The sequence below is a fragment of the Klebsiella sp. GN_Kp190 genome, from assembly GCF_040061795.1.
GTDB lineage: Bacteria > Pseudomonadota > Gammaproteobacteria > Enterobacterales > Enterobacteriaceae > Klebsiella > Klebsiella michiganensis.
The window spans coordinates 41724-57124 of the sequence record NZ_JBEAFN010000005.1 but is presented as its reverse complement, the minus strand read 5'-3'; the positions used below and the strand labels follow the sequence as shown (position 1 = coordinate 57124).

At 55.5% G+C, this 15401-nt stretch carries 15 protein-coding genes and 1 pseudogene; 8 read left to right on the top strand and 8 right to left on the bottom strand.

The genetic code is table 11. From position 1 onward, the window contains the following. The first annotated feature begins 353 nt into the window (after positions 1 to 353). From ABLU67_RS02275 to ABLU67_RS02250, 6 genes are all read left to right on the top strand, one after another. Positions 354 to 1271, top strand: a complete 918-nt coding sequence (locus ABLU67_RS02275; protein ID WP_009653045.1) for a LysR substrate-binding domain-containing protein — start codon at positions 354 to 356, stop codon at positions 1269 to 1271. A gap of 169 nt (positions 1272 to 1440) precedes the next feature. After that, on the top strand, positions 1441 to 2700 hold the full coding sequence (locus ABLU67_RS02270; RefSeq protein ID WP_348852135.1) for an NAD(P)/FAD-dependent oxidoreductase: 1260 nt from the start codon (positions 1441 to 1443) through the stop codon (positions 2698 to 2700). A 23-nt stretch (positions 2701 to 2723) separates the two neighbouring features. Next, positions 2724 to 3158, top strand: a complete 435-nt coding sequence (locus ABLU67_RS02265; protein ID WP_014838322.1) for a RidA family protein — start codon at positions 2724 to 2726, stop codon at positions 3156 to 3158. Further along, entirely contained in the window at positions 3155 to 3829 is a 675-nt protein-coding gene (locus ABLU67_RS02260; RefSeq protein ID WP_014229145.1) for a DUF1028 domain-containing protein, read from the top strand. The genes ABLU67_RS02265 and ABLU67_RS02260 overlap by 4 nt, the downstream gene beginning before the upstream one ends. Beyond that, positions 3822 to 4991 (top strand): acetylornithine deacetylase, encoded by a 1170-nt coding sequence (gene argE / locus ABLU67_RS02255; RefSeq protein WP_348852134.1) that lies wholly within the window; start codon positions 3822 to 3824, stop codon positions 4989 to 4991. Before ABLU67_RS02260 ends, argE begins: the two co-directional genes overlap by 8 nt. 23 nt (positions 4992 to 5014) lie before the next feature. Next, positions 5015 to 5830 carry a phytanoyl-CoA dioxygenase family protein gene (locus ABLU67_RS02250; protein ID WP_116280026.1) on the top strand — a complete coding sequence of 272 codons (816 nt, stop codon included), beginning with the start codon at positions 5015 to 5017 and terminating at the stop codon, positions 5828 to 5830. 109 nt (positions 5831 to 5939) lie between these two features. On the opposite strand, the pseudogene ABLU67_RS02245 reads toward ABLU67_RS02250, so the two are convergent. Next, a pseudogene (locus ABLU67_RS02245) lies at positions 5940 to 6255 on the bottom strand (DUF4158 domain-containing protein); the annotation flags it as partial. A 379-nt stretch (positions 6256 to 6634) separates the two neighbouring features. Here ABLU67_RS02245 and ABLU67_RS02240 point away from each other — a divergent pair. Then, positions 6635 to 7432, top strand: a complete 798-nt coding sequence (locus ABLU67_RS02240; RefSeq protein WP_064375766.1) for a hypothetical protein — start codon at positions 6635 to 6637, stop codon at positions 7430 to 7432. A 351-nt stretch (positions 7433 to 7783) separates the two neighbouring features. On the opposite strand, the gene ABLU67_RS02235 is transcribed toward ABLU67_RS02240, so the two are convergent. From ABLU67_RS02235 to ABLU67_RS02210, 6 genes are all read right to left on the bottom strand, one after another. Further along, a complete protein-coding gene (locus ABLU67_RS02235; RefSeq protein ID WP_049082238.1) occupies positions 7784 to 8320 on the bottom strand; it encodes a dihydrofolate reductase family protein in 537 nt (178 codons plus the stop codon). Positions 8321 to 8392: 72 nt separating this feature from the next. Continuing rightward, positions 8393 to 9511, bottom strand: coding sequence for an aspartate-semialdehyde dehydrogenase (gene asd, locus ABLU67_RS02230; protein ID WP_348852133.1), 1119 nt, complete (start codon positions 9509 to 9511; stop codon positions 8393 to 8395). Between the two features lie 373 nt (positions 9512 to 9884). Beyond that, on the bottom strand, positions 9885 to 10685 hold the full coding sequence (locus tag ABLU67_RS02225) for a hypothetical protein (RefSeq protein ID WP_049069654.1): 801 nt from the start codon (positions 10683 to 10685) through the stop codon (positions 9885 to 9887). A gap of 155 nt (positions 10686 to 10840) precedes the next feature. Continuing rightward, positions 10841 to 11713, bottom strand: coding sequence for an HlyD family secretion protein (locus ABLU67_RS02220; RefSeq protein WP_116280028.1), 873 nt, complete (start codon positions 11711 to 11713; stop codon positions 10841 to 10843). Then, positions 11710 to 11925 carry a DUF1656 domain-containing protein gene (locus ABLU67_RS02215; protein ID WP_143440187.1) on the bottom strand — a complete coding sequence of 72 codons (216 nt, stop codon included), beginning with the start codon at positions 11923 to 11925 and terminating at the stop codon, positions 11710 to 11712. The genes ABLU67_RS02220 and ABLU67_RS02215 overlap by 4 nt, the downstream gene beginning before the upstream one ends. Next, entirely contained in the window at positions 11915 to 13954 is a 2040-nt protein-coding gene (locus ABLU67_RS02210; protein WP_202019782.1) for an FUSC family protein, read from the bottom strand. Before ABLU67_RS02210 ends, ABLU67_RS02215 begins: the two co-directional genes overlap by 11 nt. 77 nt (positions 13955 to 14031) lie before the next feature. Here ABLU67_RS02210 and ABLU67_RS02205 point away from each other — a divergent pair, with 77 nt between their 5' ends. Then, entirely contained in the window at positions 14032 to 14826 is a 795-nt protein-coding gene (locus tag ABLU67_RS02205) for a helix-turn-helix transcriptional regulator (RefSeq protein WP_009653008.1), read from the top strand. Positions 14827 to 14900: 74 nt separating this feature from the next. Here ABLU67_RS02205 and ABLU67_RS02200 read toward each other — a convergent pair whose 3' ends face one another. Next, positions 14901 to 15275, bottom strand: a complete 375-nt coding sequence (locus ABLU67_RS02200) for a helix-turn-helix domain-containing protein (RefSeq protein ID WP_004850429.1) — start codon at positions 15273 to 15275, stop codon at positions 14901 to 14903. Positions 15276 to 15401 lie beyond the last annotated feature (126 nt).

Genomic DNA, 15401 nt, shown 5'->3' with positions numbered 1-15401 from the left:
CTTTAAGTTTAAAAAAACTATACAGCTATATTAACCTCAGGGAATTTAACGCAATTAATGAGAAACAGTATTGAAACAACTTAAAAACAATCACCCTTATTTTTAAACCTGATTTTTCGTAAAATGACAATTTGTGCAATATTGGGGCGCGCCGCGGGCGAATAAGGTGCAGGGCGATGCTTTATGGTGCAATACGCGAAATCAGGCAAAAAAAGAGGGCGGGTTATTAAATAGAAACGGCGGCTATTTGCCGACGAGGTAAAGCGCAAACGGCATGGCACGATGCTTGCAGGCTGCTTATCGTAAAACTAAGCCCGTTCGTAATAAGACAATATTTTATCAATGGTGAAGCGATGAACCGATTTACCCTCAAACAGCTTAAATATTTCGTGACGGTGGTGGAAACGGAGAGTATCGCTGAGGCTTCCCGTCAGCTGCACATTGCCCAGCCGTCGATCTCTATTGCGATTAAAAACCTCGAAAGTACCTTCGACCAGCAGCTGTTTATTCGTCACCATGCGCAGGGCGTATCCCTGACCTCAAGCGGGCGGCGCTTCTACGATAAAGCCAAAGAGCTGCTGCGGCTGTCGTATGAGTTTGAGCAGAACTCGCGGGCGGATAAAGAGCTGGTATCCGGGACTATTTCCGTCGGCTGCTTTGAATCCGTCGCGCCGCTGTATATGCCAAAACTGGTAGCGGGATTTAAAAAAATGTATCCCGAAATTACTCTCCAGCTCTACGACGGCGAACAGCATGAACTGATGCACGGTCTGCACCGCGGACGCTTCGATCTGGCGCTGGTCTACGACCTGGAACTGGGTCACTCCATTCATAAAGAGCTGCTGAACGCCCCGCATAAACCCTATGCTTTGCTGCCCGCTTCTCATCCGCTGGCGCAGAAAAAATGCGTCACGCTCCAGGAATTAAGCCGGGAACCGATGATTTTGCTCGATGCGGTCCCCAGCAAAAACTATTTTGTCTCGATATTTAAAGAGAAAGGTTATCACCCGGAAGTGGCCTACAGTTCGCCGTCCATAGAAATGGTGCGCTGTATGGTCGGGCAGGGATTAGGCTTTTCGGTACTGGTTACCCGTCCGCTGTGCGATATGACCTATGACGGCGAAAAGCTGGTGCAGCTGGATATTGCCGACGAAATGCCTGCGTCAACATTAATTATGGCGCATCTTGCCAATAATGAACCCACGCGTCCGACGCAGCTATTTATGGATTATTGCCGCAGCATAGAATTAACGCCGCATCAGCACGCGTAATTTAATTAACGCGGCCGCAAGCGTTATTTTCTTGTCGCGTTATTCAGCCTCGTAAATTTCTATTCAGACGATCGTTTTATAATAATTTACCATTTCATCACACTTACTTAACCTGAGTTCTGTCAATCCCGGCGGATAAGCCGGACAACCGTGCTTGAAGGACACAGATATGACAGAGCAGATTACAGAGATCGATACCCTGGTGGTAGGCGCGGGGCAGGCGGGCGTCGCCATGAGCGAGCATCTGACGCATCACGGCATTCCCCATCTGGTGCTGGAAAAAAAGCGCATCGCTGAGGCCTGGCGCAGCGGCCGCTGGGATTCGCTGGTGGCCAACGGCCCGGCCTGGCACGATCGGTTTCCCGGCATGACCTTTCCCGACTGCGACGCCGACAGCTTTGTCGCCAAAGAGCAGATCGCCGACTACTTCGCCGCGTATGCCAAAACCTTTAATGCACCGATCAAAACCGGCGTTGAGGTCTTTAGCGCCGAGCGTTTAAAAGGCCGTCCGGGATTTCGCGTGGAAACGTCACTGGGCGTGATTGAGGCGCAGCGTATCGTCGCCGCCACCGGGCCGTTCCAGCGCCCGGTGATACCGGCCATCGCGCCGCAGGATAGCGCTGTACAGCAGATTCATTCCGCACACTATTTCAACCCGCAGCAGCTTCCGGAAGGCGGCGTGCTGGTGGTTGGCGCGGGGTCGTCCGGCGTGCAAATCGCCGATGAGCTCCGCCGGGCGGGGCGCGCGGTGTGGCTCTCCGTCGGCGCGCACGATCGCCCGCCGCGCCGCTACCGCCAGCGCGATTTTTGCTGGTGGCTGGGGGTGTTAGGGCTGTGGGATGCGGCGGCCAATCAGCCCGGCAAAGAGCACGTGACGATTGCGGTCAGCGGCGCGCGCGGCGGTCATACCGTTGATTTTCGCCAGCTGGCGCACCAGGGAATTACCCTGGTCGGACAGACGCACGGCTTTACCGAGGGCAAAGCCGTATTCCGTGCCGATCTGGCGGACAACATTCGTCTCGGCGATGCCTCTTATCTGGCGCTGCTCGACGCAGCGGATGAGTATATCGCCCGCAACGGGCTGTCGCTGCCGGAAGAGCCGGAAGCGCGCTTTTTCCTGCCCGACCCCGATTGCCTGACCCAGCCCCTCACCGAGCTCGACCTGGCAGCCGCGGGGGTGAGCTGCATTATCTGGGCTACCGGCTATACCACCGATTACCGCTGGCTGAAGGTCAACGCCTTTAATGAACAGCAGCGCCCGCAGCACCACCGCGGCGTCGCCAGCGAACCGGGCGTCTATTTCCTCGGTCTGCCGTGGCTCTCCCGCCGTGGCTCAACCTTTATCTGGGGTGTCTGGCACGATGCGAAATATATCGCCGACCAGATTGCCATTCAGCGCCAGTATCAATGCTATCAACCTTCCTGCTAATGCCTGATTTGAGGACGCAACCTATGCCAACCCATACCCGTATTCGGATGTTTAACACCAAAGAAACCTATCCCAATCAGACGCTCAATAACGATCTGTGCCAGGCGGTGCGCGCGGGAAACACCGTGTACGTTCGCGGCCAGGTGGGTACCGATTTTGACGGCAATTTGATTGGGCTGGGCGACGCGCGCGCCCAGGCGGAACAGGCGATGAAGAACGTTAAACAGCTGCTGGAAGAGGCCGGCAGCGATCTGACGCATATTGTGAAAACGACGACCTATCTGATCGACCCGCGCTACCGCGAACCGGTGTACCAGGAGGTGGGGAAATGGCTCAAAGGCGTGTTTCCCATTTCGACCGGCGTGGTGGTATCGGCTCTCGCGCAGCCGCAGTGGCTGATGGAAATTGACGTCACGGCGGTGATCCCTGACGACTGGCATGCGCAGGAGGCACCATGACCCTCTCTATTTCCGCCCTGTGCCCGGAGTCGGGTCAACTGGGCATTGCGATTAGCTCATCCAGCATTGCCGTCGGCGCTCGCTGCCCGTGGCTGCTGGCGGGAGTTGGCGCGGTGTCCAGCCAGAACATCACGCTGCCCGCGCTCGGACCGCAGATCCTTGCCGGGCTTGAGGCGGGGCTCACGCCGCAGCAGGCCCTGACGCAGGCGCTGGGCGAAGACCGGTTTAGCGATTATCGCCAGGTGGCGGTCATCGACGCCAGCGGCGAGAGCGCCGTGTTCAGCGGCGAACATACGCTCGGCATCTGGCAGCTGGCGCAGGGCGAGAACTGCGTGGCGGCGGGGAATATGCTGGCCAACCCGCAGGTGATTACCGCCATGACGGCGGCGTTCGAAGCCGCCAGCGGCGAACTGGCCAGCCGCCTGATCGCGGCTTTGCAGGCGGGTATCGATGCGGGCGGCGAAGCCGGGCCGGAGCACTCGGCGGCGCTTAAAGTCGTGGAGGATTACGCCTGGCCGGTGGTGGATTTACGCGTCGACTGGGCGGAAGAACGCCCGGTAGCGGCGCTGGAAGCGCTGTGGCTGGCCTACGAGCCGCAGATGGAAGCGTACATCACCCGCGCGCTTGACCCGCGCGAAGCGCCGACCTACGGGGTGCCGGGCGATGAATAACCGCGTGCGTGAGATCCTCGGCGAGCTGCTGGCGTTTGATACCACCAGCCGCGAGTCGAATCTGGCGCTGATTGCCTGGATCGGCGACTTTCTGCGCGCGCGCGGCGTGACGTCGCAGCTGTTTTATGACGACGAAGGGCGCAAGGCAAACCTCTATGCCCGCCTTGGGCCAACCGGCCCCGGCGGGGTGATGCTCTCCGGCCATACCGACGTGGTGCCGGTGGATGGTCAGGCGTGGACGGTGCCGCCGTTCGCCCTTACCGAACGTGACGGGCGCTACTACGGTCGCGGCAGCGCGGATATGAAAGGGTTTATCGCCTGCGTGCTGGCGTCGCTGGAGGCGTTTCTTGCCGCGCCGCTGCGGATGCCGCTGCACCTGGGATTCTCTTATGATGAGGAGGTTGGCTGCCTGGGCGTGCGCAGCCTGGTGGATTTTCTCCGCGCCTCCGCCGGGAAACCGGCGCTGTGCATTATCGGCGAGCCGACCGACATGCGCCCGGTCTACGGCCATAAAGGCAAGCTCGCGGTGCGCTGCCGCGTGGAAGGGCACGCCTGCCACTCGGCCTACGCCCCGGAAGGAGTTAACGCGATCAGCTACGCGGCCAGGCTGATTTCCCGGCTGGACGCGCTGGGTGAAAGCCTTGCGCAGCAGCAGGATAGCCGGTTTTCGCCGCCCTCGGGCACGCTGCAGGTGGGGACGATTCACGGCGGCGCGGCGCTGAATATCGTTCCGCAATCCTGCTGGTTCGACTTTGAGATTCGCTATTTACCCGGCACGCGCCCGCAGGCCGTGACCGACGCCCTGGGCGATTATGCCCGCGAGCAGCTGCTTCCGGCGATGCGCAAGGTGGCGCAGCGCAGCGATATTCATTTCCAGACGCTGAGCCACTATCCGGGGCTGCTGAGCGACCCGCAGTCAGAGTTCGCCCGCTGGCTGGCGCAGTGGTGCGGCAGCGACGATTTCACCACCGTCGCCTACGGCACCGAAGGCGGCCTGTTTGACGAGGCGGGCGTCGCGACGCTGATCTGCGGGCCGGGCAGCATGGCTCAGGGCCACAAGGCGGACGAATATATCAGTATCCCCCAGACCGAACGCTGTATGGCGATGCTGGAAAACCTTTGCGCCTGGATGCGCGCCGATCCCTCCGATTCTCTTCGCTGATTTATCAACACAGGATGGCGACTATGCAAAACCCGAACTCCCCGCTTATTGATCAACAGACCATCGACCGCTGGCAGGCCGACGGCGTCGTGCTACTTAAAGGCGTGTTCACGCCGTGGATCGAGAGCCTGTCGCGCGGCGTCGCCGCGCTGATGGCGAACCCCAGCGAGTACGGTCACGCGCGAACGGTGATCCCCGAGGACGGCTCGGCGCCGTTTTTTCAGGACTATTGCAACTGGCAACGAATCCCGGAATTTCGCGATTTTGTTTTTCAGTCGCCAGCGGCGGAGATCGCCGCGGCGCTGATGGGGTCGCAGACGGCGAAGTTTTTCCACGAGCACACGCTGGTGAAACAGCCCGGCGGCAGTACGGTAACGCCATGGCACCACGATCAGCCCTATTACTGCGTGGAGGGGCGGCAGAATGTCAGTCTGTGGATCCCGCTCGATCCGGTAGCGGAGGCGATTTCGCTGCGCTGTATTCGCGGTTCCCATCGCTGGGACGATGAGTTCAGCCCAACGCGGTTTAACGGTTCAAAGCTCTATTCCCATTCGCGCTTTAAAGAGCTGCCGGACATTGATGCCCATCAGGAGGATTACGATATCGTCAGCTGGGCGCTGGAGCCGGGCGATGCGGTCGCTTTTCATTTCCGCACGCTGCATGGGGCAAAGGGCAATTCAACCGCCCGCGCGCGGCGGGTATTTTCCGCCCGTTGGGTAGGGGATGATGCGACATTCGCCGACCGCGGCGGCGTGACGTCGCCGCCGTTTCCGGGGCTTAAGCTTCGCAACGGAGAGCCGCTTGTCGCCGATGAGTTTCCGCAGGTCTGGCCGCGGTAGCGTGCCCAACCACGTTGCGGATAGATGTTTTTACTCTACGACTGAGGGGATCCAAAGCCCATTCCCTCTTCTTTTTCTGGTTGTTCCAGTTGCCAACCAGCTTTGTCATAAGTTCGATTGAATGCTCACAATGGGTCGTATCCCTGCCGCAAAGGTAAGCGGGCCAGAGGTTCCCTGTGAGTTTTAACCTGTTGGCGATATGCTTCAGTAGCGCATCAGAGGGGGGGGGATATCCGGGGCAAAGCCGAAATTTTTCAGATAGCAAAGAAGGACGGCAAAACCAAAACGGCTGGCGGGTTTACGTTGACCACTTATAAGGCCAGATCATGCTTACTGAATGGCCCACTTGGACTGCGTTAATTCATCGTATGGCAATGCGAGTAATGATTCTCTTCCGACAGAGAAAAAATATGCCTCCTTGCCATATAGTTTCCCTAATAAATTATTCGATTTCTTATTTTTAACAAAAATGGTTATCGCATCAGGGTAGGCCTAATATGCGATAGGTAAACCCATTCAATAAATAGCTTGCTGAATAACACTATCATAATACTGAATGCCCCTAAAAGATCATTGCGACTTATATTTCAGCGTGATTATATTCGCATAAATGATTAATCATTAAGAATTGATCGGTTTTTATAATATATACGCTAAATTTAAGATCCTTATCACATTTTAAACGTTCTTCCACGGGCATCATTATTAATGAAGGCCGTACCCGAATCATAAGGATATGTAGCATATTACATATTTTTGGCGTTTCTATGCCTTCTGTCATATATCTATTAATGAGGGGGATTTATGATTATTGAAAAATTAGTCGGAGCTGATATTTGTAAAACTGTTAATGCAGGTTCCGTCCCGTTGGATTCATACACTTTCGCATCACCTGCACTCACAAAAAATGCAGGTGGTAATTTTATGGCTGCGAGTAACGGTGATACTGAGAAGGAAGCCCAATTCCGAATGAACCAAACGGGAAATATATTTTATGTGTCTACTACACCGGAACTTACTCACAGGACTAAAGATCTATTTGATAGTGTCACAGTATTGTTCGCTGCCATGACCGCAGCGCTTCATGAGACAAAAAAATCATTATTCGATTATGAAGCATGGAGTAATTTAATCGGTGGATCTGGATTTTTTGTTGAAGTGCAAAAGACCAGAAACATGATGACCATTAAAAACAGCGGTGTTACCGTTAACACTCAGATTATTCAGCAGCTTCTTCCTGGTTTAAGTGGCGGCAGCGCTATGGAGATTGCAAAAGGTGTACTGAGTGCAGTAAATGGTGAGTTTCAGGCGGTTGAGCGCGATGAAAATGCCAAACTTGGCCACATCCTTTTCATCTGTGAAGAGCTTTTCGGCGCTCCAAGCGTGACCGTACGCTTGTTCTTTGCGTCAAAAAAATCGCACAGTGCAATCACACAATCGCCGTGCCACAAATCTGTCACTACAACCTTTGAACAATTGCAGGAGTCCAATACGTTCCTGTTTGTATCACCGGACACTATAGCTAAATACGCCAAACTATTCACTGAGCAACCGGAGGAATATACGAACTTAATCGGTCGCCTTAAAGAATTGATTAAATAAGTCAACACAGAAATCCACGATAGGCTGTGAATCAACAGCCTATAATGATACTGAATCGCCACGGGTTTAACAGACCGACCCCCTGCGTCAGTGTGAAAAATATTAAGTAGTTCAGAAACGAATTACGTGGAAAACAATATGGTTATGGTCGCCCGAAAATAGTGAGGCAGGACTGAGGAGATGTCATGGAAGTTTACGATCTGTTTGGTTACCGGCTCTGCTTCTGTTAAAGCTAATTTGCGCTGTTCAATGCAAAGGGAGTAGCCAGAGGTATCGCAAGAACAAGGTAAGTACCGCTGGCAGGGCGGCACTGTTGCTTTAGCGTAGGCCGCCGTCAGGTTTATAGGCCGTTTATGACGTCAGCCGATAGTGCGACTGCACCAGTCCCGAAGGGAAGCTGCGGCTTGATAACAGCGTCAAATCGATATCCCTGGTCAGGGATCCGAACAATGGTTTTCCCGAACCAAGCAGGACAGGAACGGTCGTGATAACGATATCGGCGACCAGACCTTCACGCAGGAACGACTGTATTACCTGCCCGCCATCCAGATAGACGCGATGCGCGTTTTGCACCGCCAGGTCAGCAAGCACTTCCCCCGGCGTGCGGCTTGAGAGCTGCACTTTGCCCTTCAGCGCCTCGGGAATGGCGGTATCGGTTAGCTGTCGGGAGAGAACCAGCACGGGTCGATCGTAAGGCCATTGGTCAAAAGTCAGCGCTTTCTCATAGCTCCCCCGGCCCATAACGATCCAATCTTTGTCCGCGATGAATGCGGCATAGCCATGATCTTCTGTTGGGTCATCGCGCTGCAACAGCCAGTCGATATCGCCATCCTGTCGGGCGATATAACCATCAAGACTGACCGCGATAAAAACATGTGTGGTGACCATCAAGTGCTCCGTATACAGCTTATATTTATGCCGTTGAGTTTAGGGGGAGGTGTTTTGTCCACATAATATGATTCAAGCTTTTCCAGCCAAAATATTCAACATGCGGCGCAATGGTTCCGCTGCTCCCCACAATAGCTGATCGCCGACCGTCAGGACCGAGTAGATCGGTTCATTGTTTAGCGACATTTTCTTGTAACGACCAATACCCACCTTAAGCGAACCGCTGATACAGGCCGGTGTCAGGGTACTGACACTCTCTTCCTTGTTATTGGGCACATAGTTAACCCAGGGGTGGGAATTCATCACTAATTCGGCAAATTCCTCTTCGTTGACTTCACGCTTGAGCTTAAGGGTTATAGCAGCGCTGTGGCAGCGGATCACGCCGACGCGTATGCATAAGCCGTTTACCGGGATCGTACCGGGAGAAAGGCCTAAAATTTTGTTGGTTTCCGCCTCACCTTTCCATTCTTCACGGCTATTGCCATCGCCTAAATCGCTGTCAATCCAGGGAATGATGCTGCCCATCAAAGGTGCACCGAAGTTTTGGGTCGGCATATCAGCGCTGTTAATCCATTCACTGACCTTATTAACTAACGGAAGCACTGAACCTGAGGATGCCAGCTCATCCGGAGATAAATGGCGGCTTATGTAAGCACTTTGCGCAATGAGTTCCCGTACATACTGTGCACCAGCACCCGATGCGGACTGGTAGGTCATCACACTCATCCATTCGATCAAGTCAGCCTTTATCAACCCAGCCAGCCCCATAAGACTCAGCGTAATGGAACAGTTGCCGCCGACAAAAAGTTTAATACCTTCTTTAATTGCACGATCGATATTGTTGCGGTTGACGGGGTCGAGAATAATGCAGGCTTTCTCATCCATCCGCAGCGCTGAAGCCGCGTCAATCCAGTAGCCTTCCCAGCCATGGTTAAGCAAAGCAGGGTATATTGCTTTGGTATAATCCCCGCCCTGGCAGGTTATGATGATGTCCATTTCGGCCAGCGCACTCACGGAATTAGCATCTTTAAGTGTGTAGCTGACGCCATCAATGACAGGACCGGCGGCTCCTGCACTGGAGGTGCTGAAAAAATGCGCTGATATATTGTCGAAGTCGTTCTCTTCGATCATTCGCTGTAGCAAAACAGAACCGACCATTCCTCGCCAACCAACAATGCCAACCTGCTTCATTTGCTTAACCCTAATTAAGTTATGAGAATGTTAATTTTCTTCGAGGCACGTTATATCTCATTCCAAATTAAAGGTCATTACGAACAACATCCGATTCCGTCATTATTAAAATGTTTCATATAGCATCAGCGATTTTTATCTCTTCCATAGCTAAAAATCCATTGCAAGTATTTGATATGAAATCAATAATATTCAGGTCGATATCCTGCGGTATTCGCATTTAAAGGAAAGAACAGGCTTAAGACATCCGCTTCTGGCATATAGCTGCCAGACTCAACAAAGCCAGGGTTTGCAATGAGGAGGAGCGGGCCTTCAATGATGTGTATCAGACTCTCTTTTACATTCCGGCCACTTAAGCGGCCGGAAGTATCGTTTAAACCCGTTCAGAATACGCTTTCAGCATGGCAAGGAGCGCCCGTCGTGCCGCATCGTCCGCGATATTTTCAGGCAGCGCATCAGCGCGGAGATTGATATAAGCGTCAACCGCCTTGCTGATGGCGATGCTGACGGAGTCACGATCGTGCGTGGCCAGCGTGGAGGTCAGCAGGCCCTCAGGATCGATATTGTGGCATTCAATGCGGCGAACCCCACGCTGCGGTAGATTGGCGCGGCGGTACAGCATCGGTCCCAGCACTTGCTCCCGGAAGAATGACAGCATACCCATCGCTTCGAAAAGTTCGCCCCTTCCCAGTTTAACCACCGCATAATGAAGCCAGATCCAGGCTCGGGACTCAAACCACTCCGGCGTCATGTCAGGCCACTGGGCCCGAAATTGTGCCAGATGTCGCTCCAGGGCATGGCGATCGCGAGAAAATAACACTACCGGCTCCTCAACGCGTTGAGTGAGCATGTCCAGGGTGACAAATTTCAGATCGACATGGAGGAGTTCAGGGCCATACAGGCATATCAGCAGGCGAGGCTCTCCGACATGTTCCCCGGTGAACGCATGCAGCAGGTTGCCTGCTGTTCCGGCGAACGCCACACGCTGCGCCATGATTTCATCGTAGTAGAGAGGGTCTACCACAACGACAAAATCCAAATCGGAGTATTGATCAAATCCGCCATGAATAAGCGATCCGCCCCCGAGCAGGGAGTGAATCCGGGCGTCAGACTGAACGTTAAGCTTGAGTTGCTCTGCAAAACTTCTGTGTAAATCGGGTAACGTACTAAGCATACTTTTTCCTGTTCACAAAAAATACAAAGCATTACAGAATATCGAGTTCGGTATATTCGGGCCAGATATTTTTGCAGGAAGCGTCGTTTCCTCATTGAGTCTTGTGTCTACTATGGGTGGATAGCCTGAGCCACGTAGCACGCCGTCAGGGCTATTCATGGCTTTTCAGGCAGGATAGAAACGCTGGCGGATAGTCCCGCCACCAGTTCAATCCCTTCCGGTATCTTATCTAACTGAATACGAACGGGGACTCGCTGCGCAAGTCGCACCCAGCTGAAGGTGGGATTGACATCCGGCAGCCCCAGTCCGCCCGTCTCGTCATTGCTATCATCGATCCCCCGGCCGATACTCTCCACGTGCCCGGTGATGAGCGGGTCAAACCCCATCAGAGAAATGTGTGCGGCGCTTCCGACGCGAATATGACGCAGCTTAGTCTCTTCAAAATAGCCCACCACCCAGAAACTGTGCGCATCGATCACGGCGATCTTTGTCTCTCCCGCCGCGGCGTAGTCGCCGGGGCGGAGCCGAAGATGCGTCACGTAGCCGGTAACCGGGGCGCGCACCGTTGCATGGGATAAATTCAGCTGCGCCAGTTCCAGCGCAGCCAGCGCCCCCTGATAATTGGCCGCCGCGACGCGCGCTGCGCTGCCTGTTTGCTGGATATCCTCGCCGGAAATGACCCCTTTGATGAGCGCGCGTCGCCGGGCGGCATCCTGGCGCATCAGCATTTCATGACGTTTTGCTTCGACGTCGGCCTGCGCGCTGAGCACCGCCAGCTTCAGCCAGCGCGGGTCGATGGCATAAAGCACATCGCCGCGGTTAACCCACTGATTATCCCGCACCGCCACGCTGCTCACCGGCCCGGAAACATCCGGCGCAATCTGCACCACATCTGCCCGAACCCGGCCATCGCGCGTCCAGGGCGTCTGCGCATACTGTTTCCAGAAAATAAACGCCACGCAGGCCGCTACCGCTACTGCGATTAACGTCAGCGCGTAACGGCCCAGCAAAGAGAAAAAAGATTTCATGCGAATAACCCCAGTGTGGTCAGGCCCTGCAAAAGCAGGAAAAAGGTCACGATATAGGTTGAAACATCAAGCAGCGGGCGTAAGGGCAAGCGGCGGTAAAGCCTGCTGCAGGAGAAAAGCGGTACGAGTAGCAGCGTACAGACCAGGGCAATGAGCGCGGTCAGCAGCAGTCCGGGGATAAAAACACCCCCGATATTGATGTCATCTATCATGGGTGGGTTCCTCGTTCTGCGTCCGTAACGCGCAGTGCAGATCGACCAGTCGGTCGACAAACTGGCATGATTGTTCCTCCCTCGCGGGCAAGCAGCGGTTCGCCATGGCGGCAATGCGCTCGCGTAAGGCTTCGGTCTCCGTTGTGTGGGTAAGACGAGAAAGCATCTCGTGGATATCGCTGCCGGCGGGCGTTTCGCAACGGCGCAGGCGCATCACGCAGAGGCCTATGCGCAGAAAGTGCACCAGGCGATCGAGCGCCCGGGCGGAGGACTGCCCGCTGCGCGGCAAGCGTGGTAGCAGCAGGGCGGCCCGGTCGATCATCAGATTGGTCCAGTGCGTTTCGTCGCCTTTAAATACGCCGCTCACGCTGCGGCGAATATCTCGTTGGCACAGTTTCAGCAGACGCTTTATCGCCGCGTCCGCCTGTACGGTTTGCAGCAGACTCATGCCGATAACCGCAAAGCCGGTCGCGAAAAACAGGGCGATCGCGGTGTTGGCCGCGTCGGCGAAGTCGCCGCTGTAGCGCGCGCCCAGCTCGCACAGTACCGGCAGCGTCAGGGTGATCCCCATGGCCATAAAGGTCGTGGGGGGCCGCGCCTGCAGCGATCCGGCAAGCAGATAGACCGGGGCAAGCACCGCCACCAGCACGGGGAAATCGCTGAGCGGAGGAAGCAGGGCGAAGCTATAGATAAGGCTTATCACTACGCCCCAGACAGAGCCGATAATATATTTCACAATATGCGGGGCCGGCGTGTCGAAACTGCCAAACAGCGTGCAGCAAACACCAAGAATTGACACCGCCGTGCCGCCATCGGGCCAGGCAGAGTAAATCCATAGCAGACAGCCGCTCAGAATGATGACAAAAGCGCCCAACGCCGTGCGGGCGGCGCTGAGGGGATCGCGATGGAAAACGTATCCTGTCGCCGCACGATCTTCCGCCTGCGCTGGCGCAGGCCTGGCGTGATGAATGGCCTCCGAAAGCCGCTCACACTGTTGCAGTAGGGTAATCAACTCAGCGATGTAGCGTAAGAAATTTACCCGCAGCGCATCTTCAAAGGTCAGCGCCTGCGCCGCGAGCCGCTGCGCTAACTGCGCGCTGCGCTGGTGCAGCGCTTCTGCGGCGTTTTTGCGTTGGCCGGTATCGTCGCAGGTCAGCCAGACCTGCACGTCATTCAGTAGAGCCTGCATCGCGGCGGGCATCTCGGCGATGATCTGCAAACGATCGCGTACTTCGCCGTTGACAATCACTAACCGCGCCAGCCTGTCATGGAGCGCTTTCCTGGCCTGGCGGGCCGGAACCGAAAGGGCAAAATCATACGGGATATGGTGGCTGATGCCCTGCAGAAACTGTAGCGCCAGCGCCAGATGCAGCGGCTCTGACTGCGCGTCGGCCTTGCCTGCCAGGGTGTCGGCAATCCGCTGGCGCGCGGCGTGCAGCGTCTGGGCTAATTTGCTGTTAAACAGCCCTGATATCCGGGCAGGTAAAATGTAGCGGTGAATCAGCGCGGCGCAGACGATACCGATCGCGATTTCCTGTACCCGGATGAGGGCGATGTTAAACACCGTGCCGGGATCGGCGACGGCGGGAAAACCAATCAGGCTTGCGGTATAACCGGCCAGCACAAAGGCATAGGCGCGGGGCGTGCGTTCAAGCAGGGATAAATAGAGGCAGAAGGTGATCCAGCCTGCCAGAATTACGCTACATAGAATTGGCGTATTCACAAACGTCGGCACAATCAATACCGTGGCCCCCGCGCCGGCCACGGTACCGGCCAGGCGATAAAGGCTTCTGCTCAGGGACGCGCCCACCGAGGTTTGCGACACGATGTAGACGGTGATGATGGCCCATGAGGGCCGTTCAAGGCCAATCGCCAGGGCAACGTAATAGGCGAGCATCGCGGCGGCAAAACTCCTGACGGAATAGAGCAGGGCATGGGCGTCGCTCAGCAGCGAGGGAGAGGCTATGCGGCCTGACCAACGGCTTATCGCGTGTAAAAAACGGCTGTGATGGGAAGTTAATGTGCTCATGCCGGGAATTATTCCCGCTTTGCGCGTCTCCTTAAATGCTCTATTCTGTCAAAAAATACCTAAATGTTGCCAATGAGATGCCATCCAGACTTGCCCATACCCTGTTTGATCCCGATAGCACGCCGAGCCCTGCCGTCGCGCGGCATATTGATTTCGTTGATTACGCGGCAGAAGTGCCGGTTCATACCCACCGCAAGGGACAACTGATCGTTGCCCTCTATGGGGCGGTGATTTGTCGTGCGGAAAACGATATCTGGATAGTGCCGCCAGACTGCGCGGTGTGGATCCCCGGCGGGATCCCGCACAGCGCCAAAGCGACCTGGAATGCGCATCTCAACTATTTGTTTATTGAACCCGGCGCCGCCGCGCTGCCGGAGAAATGCTGCACGCTGGCGATTTCGCCGCTGATTAAAGCGTTAGTTGACCGCTTAACGAATGCGGACGTCGATTACGCCGCGGAGAGCCATGTCGGCAGGCTGACCAGAGTGACGCTCGATGAGCTGGCCACCATGCCGCAGCAGAAACTGAGTCTGCCGGTTTCGGCGCATCCTAAGATCCGCGCCATGGCGGATGCGCTGGTCAGCCACCCGGAGGATCGCAGCACCTTTAAAGTTTGGGCGAAACGGCTGGCGCTCAGCGAGCGCTCATTAGCGCGCCTGATGCTGCGCGAAACCGGCCTGACCTTCGGGCGATGGCGTCAGCAGCTGCATTTGATTATTGCCCTGCGGGAGCTGGCAAGCGGGGTATCGGTGCAAAACGTGGCGGCTAATCTGGGGTATGAGTCGGTCAACGCGTTTATCACCATGTTCAGAAAAACGATGGGGAGCACCCCCGCGCACTATTTTGCCGGTCGAAGAACGGCAGATCCCTGAGCTGCGCGCAGGTTGGATGCGGAGTGAGGCGCTTAATATCCGCCGCGGCCACAGCGCCGCGGCGAGCGCAAAATTTAGTCAGAGAAGGGCGGGGTCGGCTGGCGTAATCCCGTCGTATCCGGGTTGCCGATGCTGCGGCGCCATGCGCCGGGGGCCTGGCCGAACTGACGCTTGAAGCTGCGGTTGAAGGACTGCTGGGAGTCAAAGCCCAGGGCGATCGCCACGTTCAAAATCGGTTCGTCGCTGTGGGCTAAGCGCTCGACCGATTTTTGTAGCTTTTGCGCGCGAATATACTCGGCAAGAGGATAACCGGTATGCTCCTTAAATAGCCGCTGCAGATGCCATTTCGAATAGCCTGCTCGCCTGGCGACGGTGCCAATATCCAGACGGCTATCAAGATTGTTGTCGATCCAGTCGAGTAAATCGTGAATGAATGCGCCAGTGTTCATCTGATGTACCTCTACGCAGCGTCTAAAAAAGCATCTTTATCTGTTGCATTTAAAGGTGGCCCGTTTTTGCACTAATTGCAAGTTTTATTGTTGCATTTAAATCCATGCCGGAAACGCGCCATTTTT

What these genes read in the sequence shown, in the direction of transcription:
- ABLU67_RS02275 (WP_009653045.1), top strand. Translation starts at nt 354, where the DNA reads ATGAACCGATTTACCCTCAAACAGCTTAAATATTTCGTGACGGTGGTG.
- ABLU67_RS02270 (WP_348852135.1), top strand. Translation starts at nt 1,441, where the DNA reads ATGACAGAGCAGATTACAGAGATCGATACCCTGGTGGTAGGCGCGGGG.
- ABLU67_RS02265 (WP_014838322.1), top strand. Translation starts at nt 2,724, where the DNA reads ATGCCAACCCATACCCGTATTCGGATGTTTAACACCAAAGAAACCTAT.
- ABLU67_RS02260 (WP_014229145.1), top strand. Translation starts at nt 3,155, where the DNA reads ATGACCCTCTCTATTTCCGCCCTGTGCCCGGAGTCGGGTCAACTGGGC.
- argE (WP_348852134.1), top strand. Translation starts at nt 3,822, where the DNA reads ATGAATAACCGCGTGCGTGAGATCCTCGGCGAGCTGCTGGCGTTTGAT.
- ABLU67_RS02250 (WP_116280026.1), top strand. Translation starts at nt 5,015, where the DNA reads ATGCAAAACCCGAACTCCCCGCTTATTGATCAACAGACCATCGACCGC.
- ABLU67_RS02240 (WP_064375766.1), top strand. Translation starts at nt 6,635, where the DNA reads ATGATTATTGAAAAATTAGTCGGAGCTGATATTTGTAAAACTGTTAAT.
- ABLU67_RS02235 (WP_049082238.1), bottom strand. Translation starts at nt 8,320, where the DNA reads ATGGTCACCACACATGTTTTTATCGCGGTCAGTCTTGATGGTTATATC.
- asd (WP_348852133.1), bottom strand. Translation starts at nt 9,511, where the DNA reads ATGAAGCAGGTTGGCATTGTTGGTTGGCGAGGAATGGTCGGTTCTGTT.
- ABLU67_RS02225 (WP_049069654.1), bottom strand. Translation starts at nt 10,685, where the DNA reads ATGCTTAGTACGTTACCCGATTTACACAGAAGTTTTGCAGAGCAACTC.
- ABLU67_RS02220 (WP_116280028.1), bottom strand. Translation starts at nt 11,713, where the DNA reads ATGAAATCTTTTTTCTCTTTGCTGGGCCGTTACGCGCTGACGTTAATC.
- ABLU67_RS02215 (WP_143440187.1), bottom strand. Translation starts at nt 11,925, where the DNA reads ATGATAGATGACATCAATATCGGGGGTGTTTTTATCCCCGGACTGCTG.
- ABLU67_RS02210 (WP_202019782.1), bottom strand. Translation starts at nt 13,954, where the DNA reads ATGAGCACATTAACTTCCCATCACAGCCGTTTTTTACACGCGATAAGC.
- ABLU67_RS02205 (WP_009653008.1), top strand. Translation starts at nt 14,032, where the DNA reads ATGCCATCCAGACTTGCCCATACCCTGTTTGATCCCGATAGCACGCCG.
- ABLU67_RS02200 (WP_004850429.1), bottom strand. Translation starts at nt 15,275, where the DNA reads ATGAACACTGGCGCATTCATTCACGATTTACTCGACTGGATCGACAAC.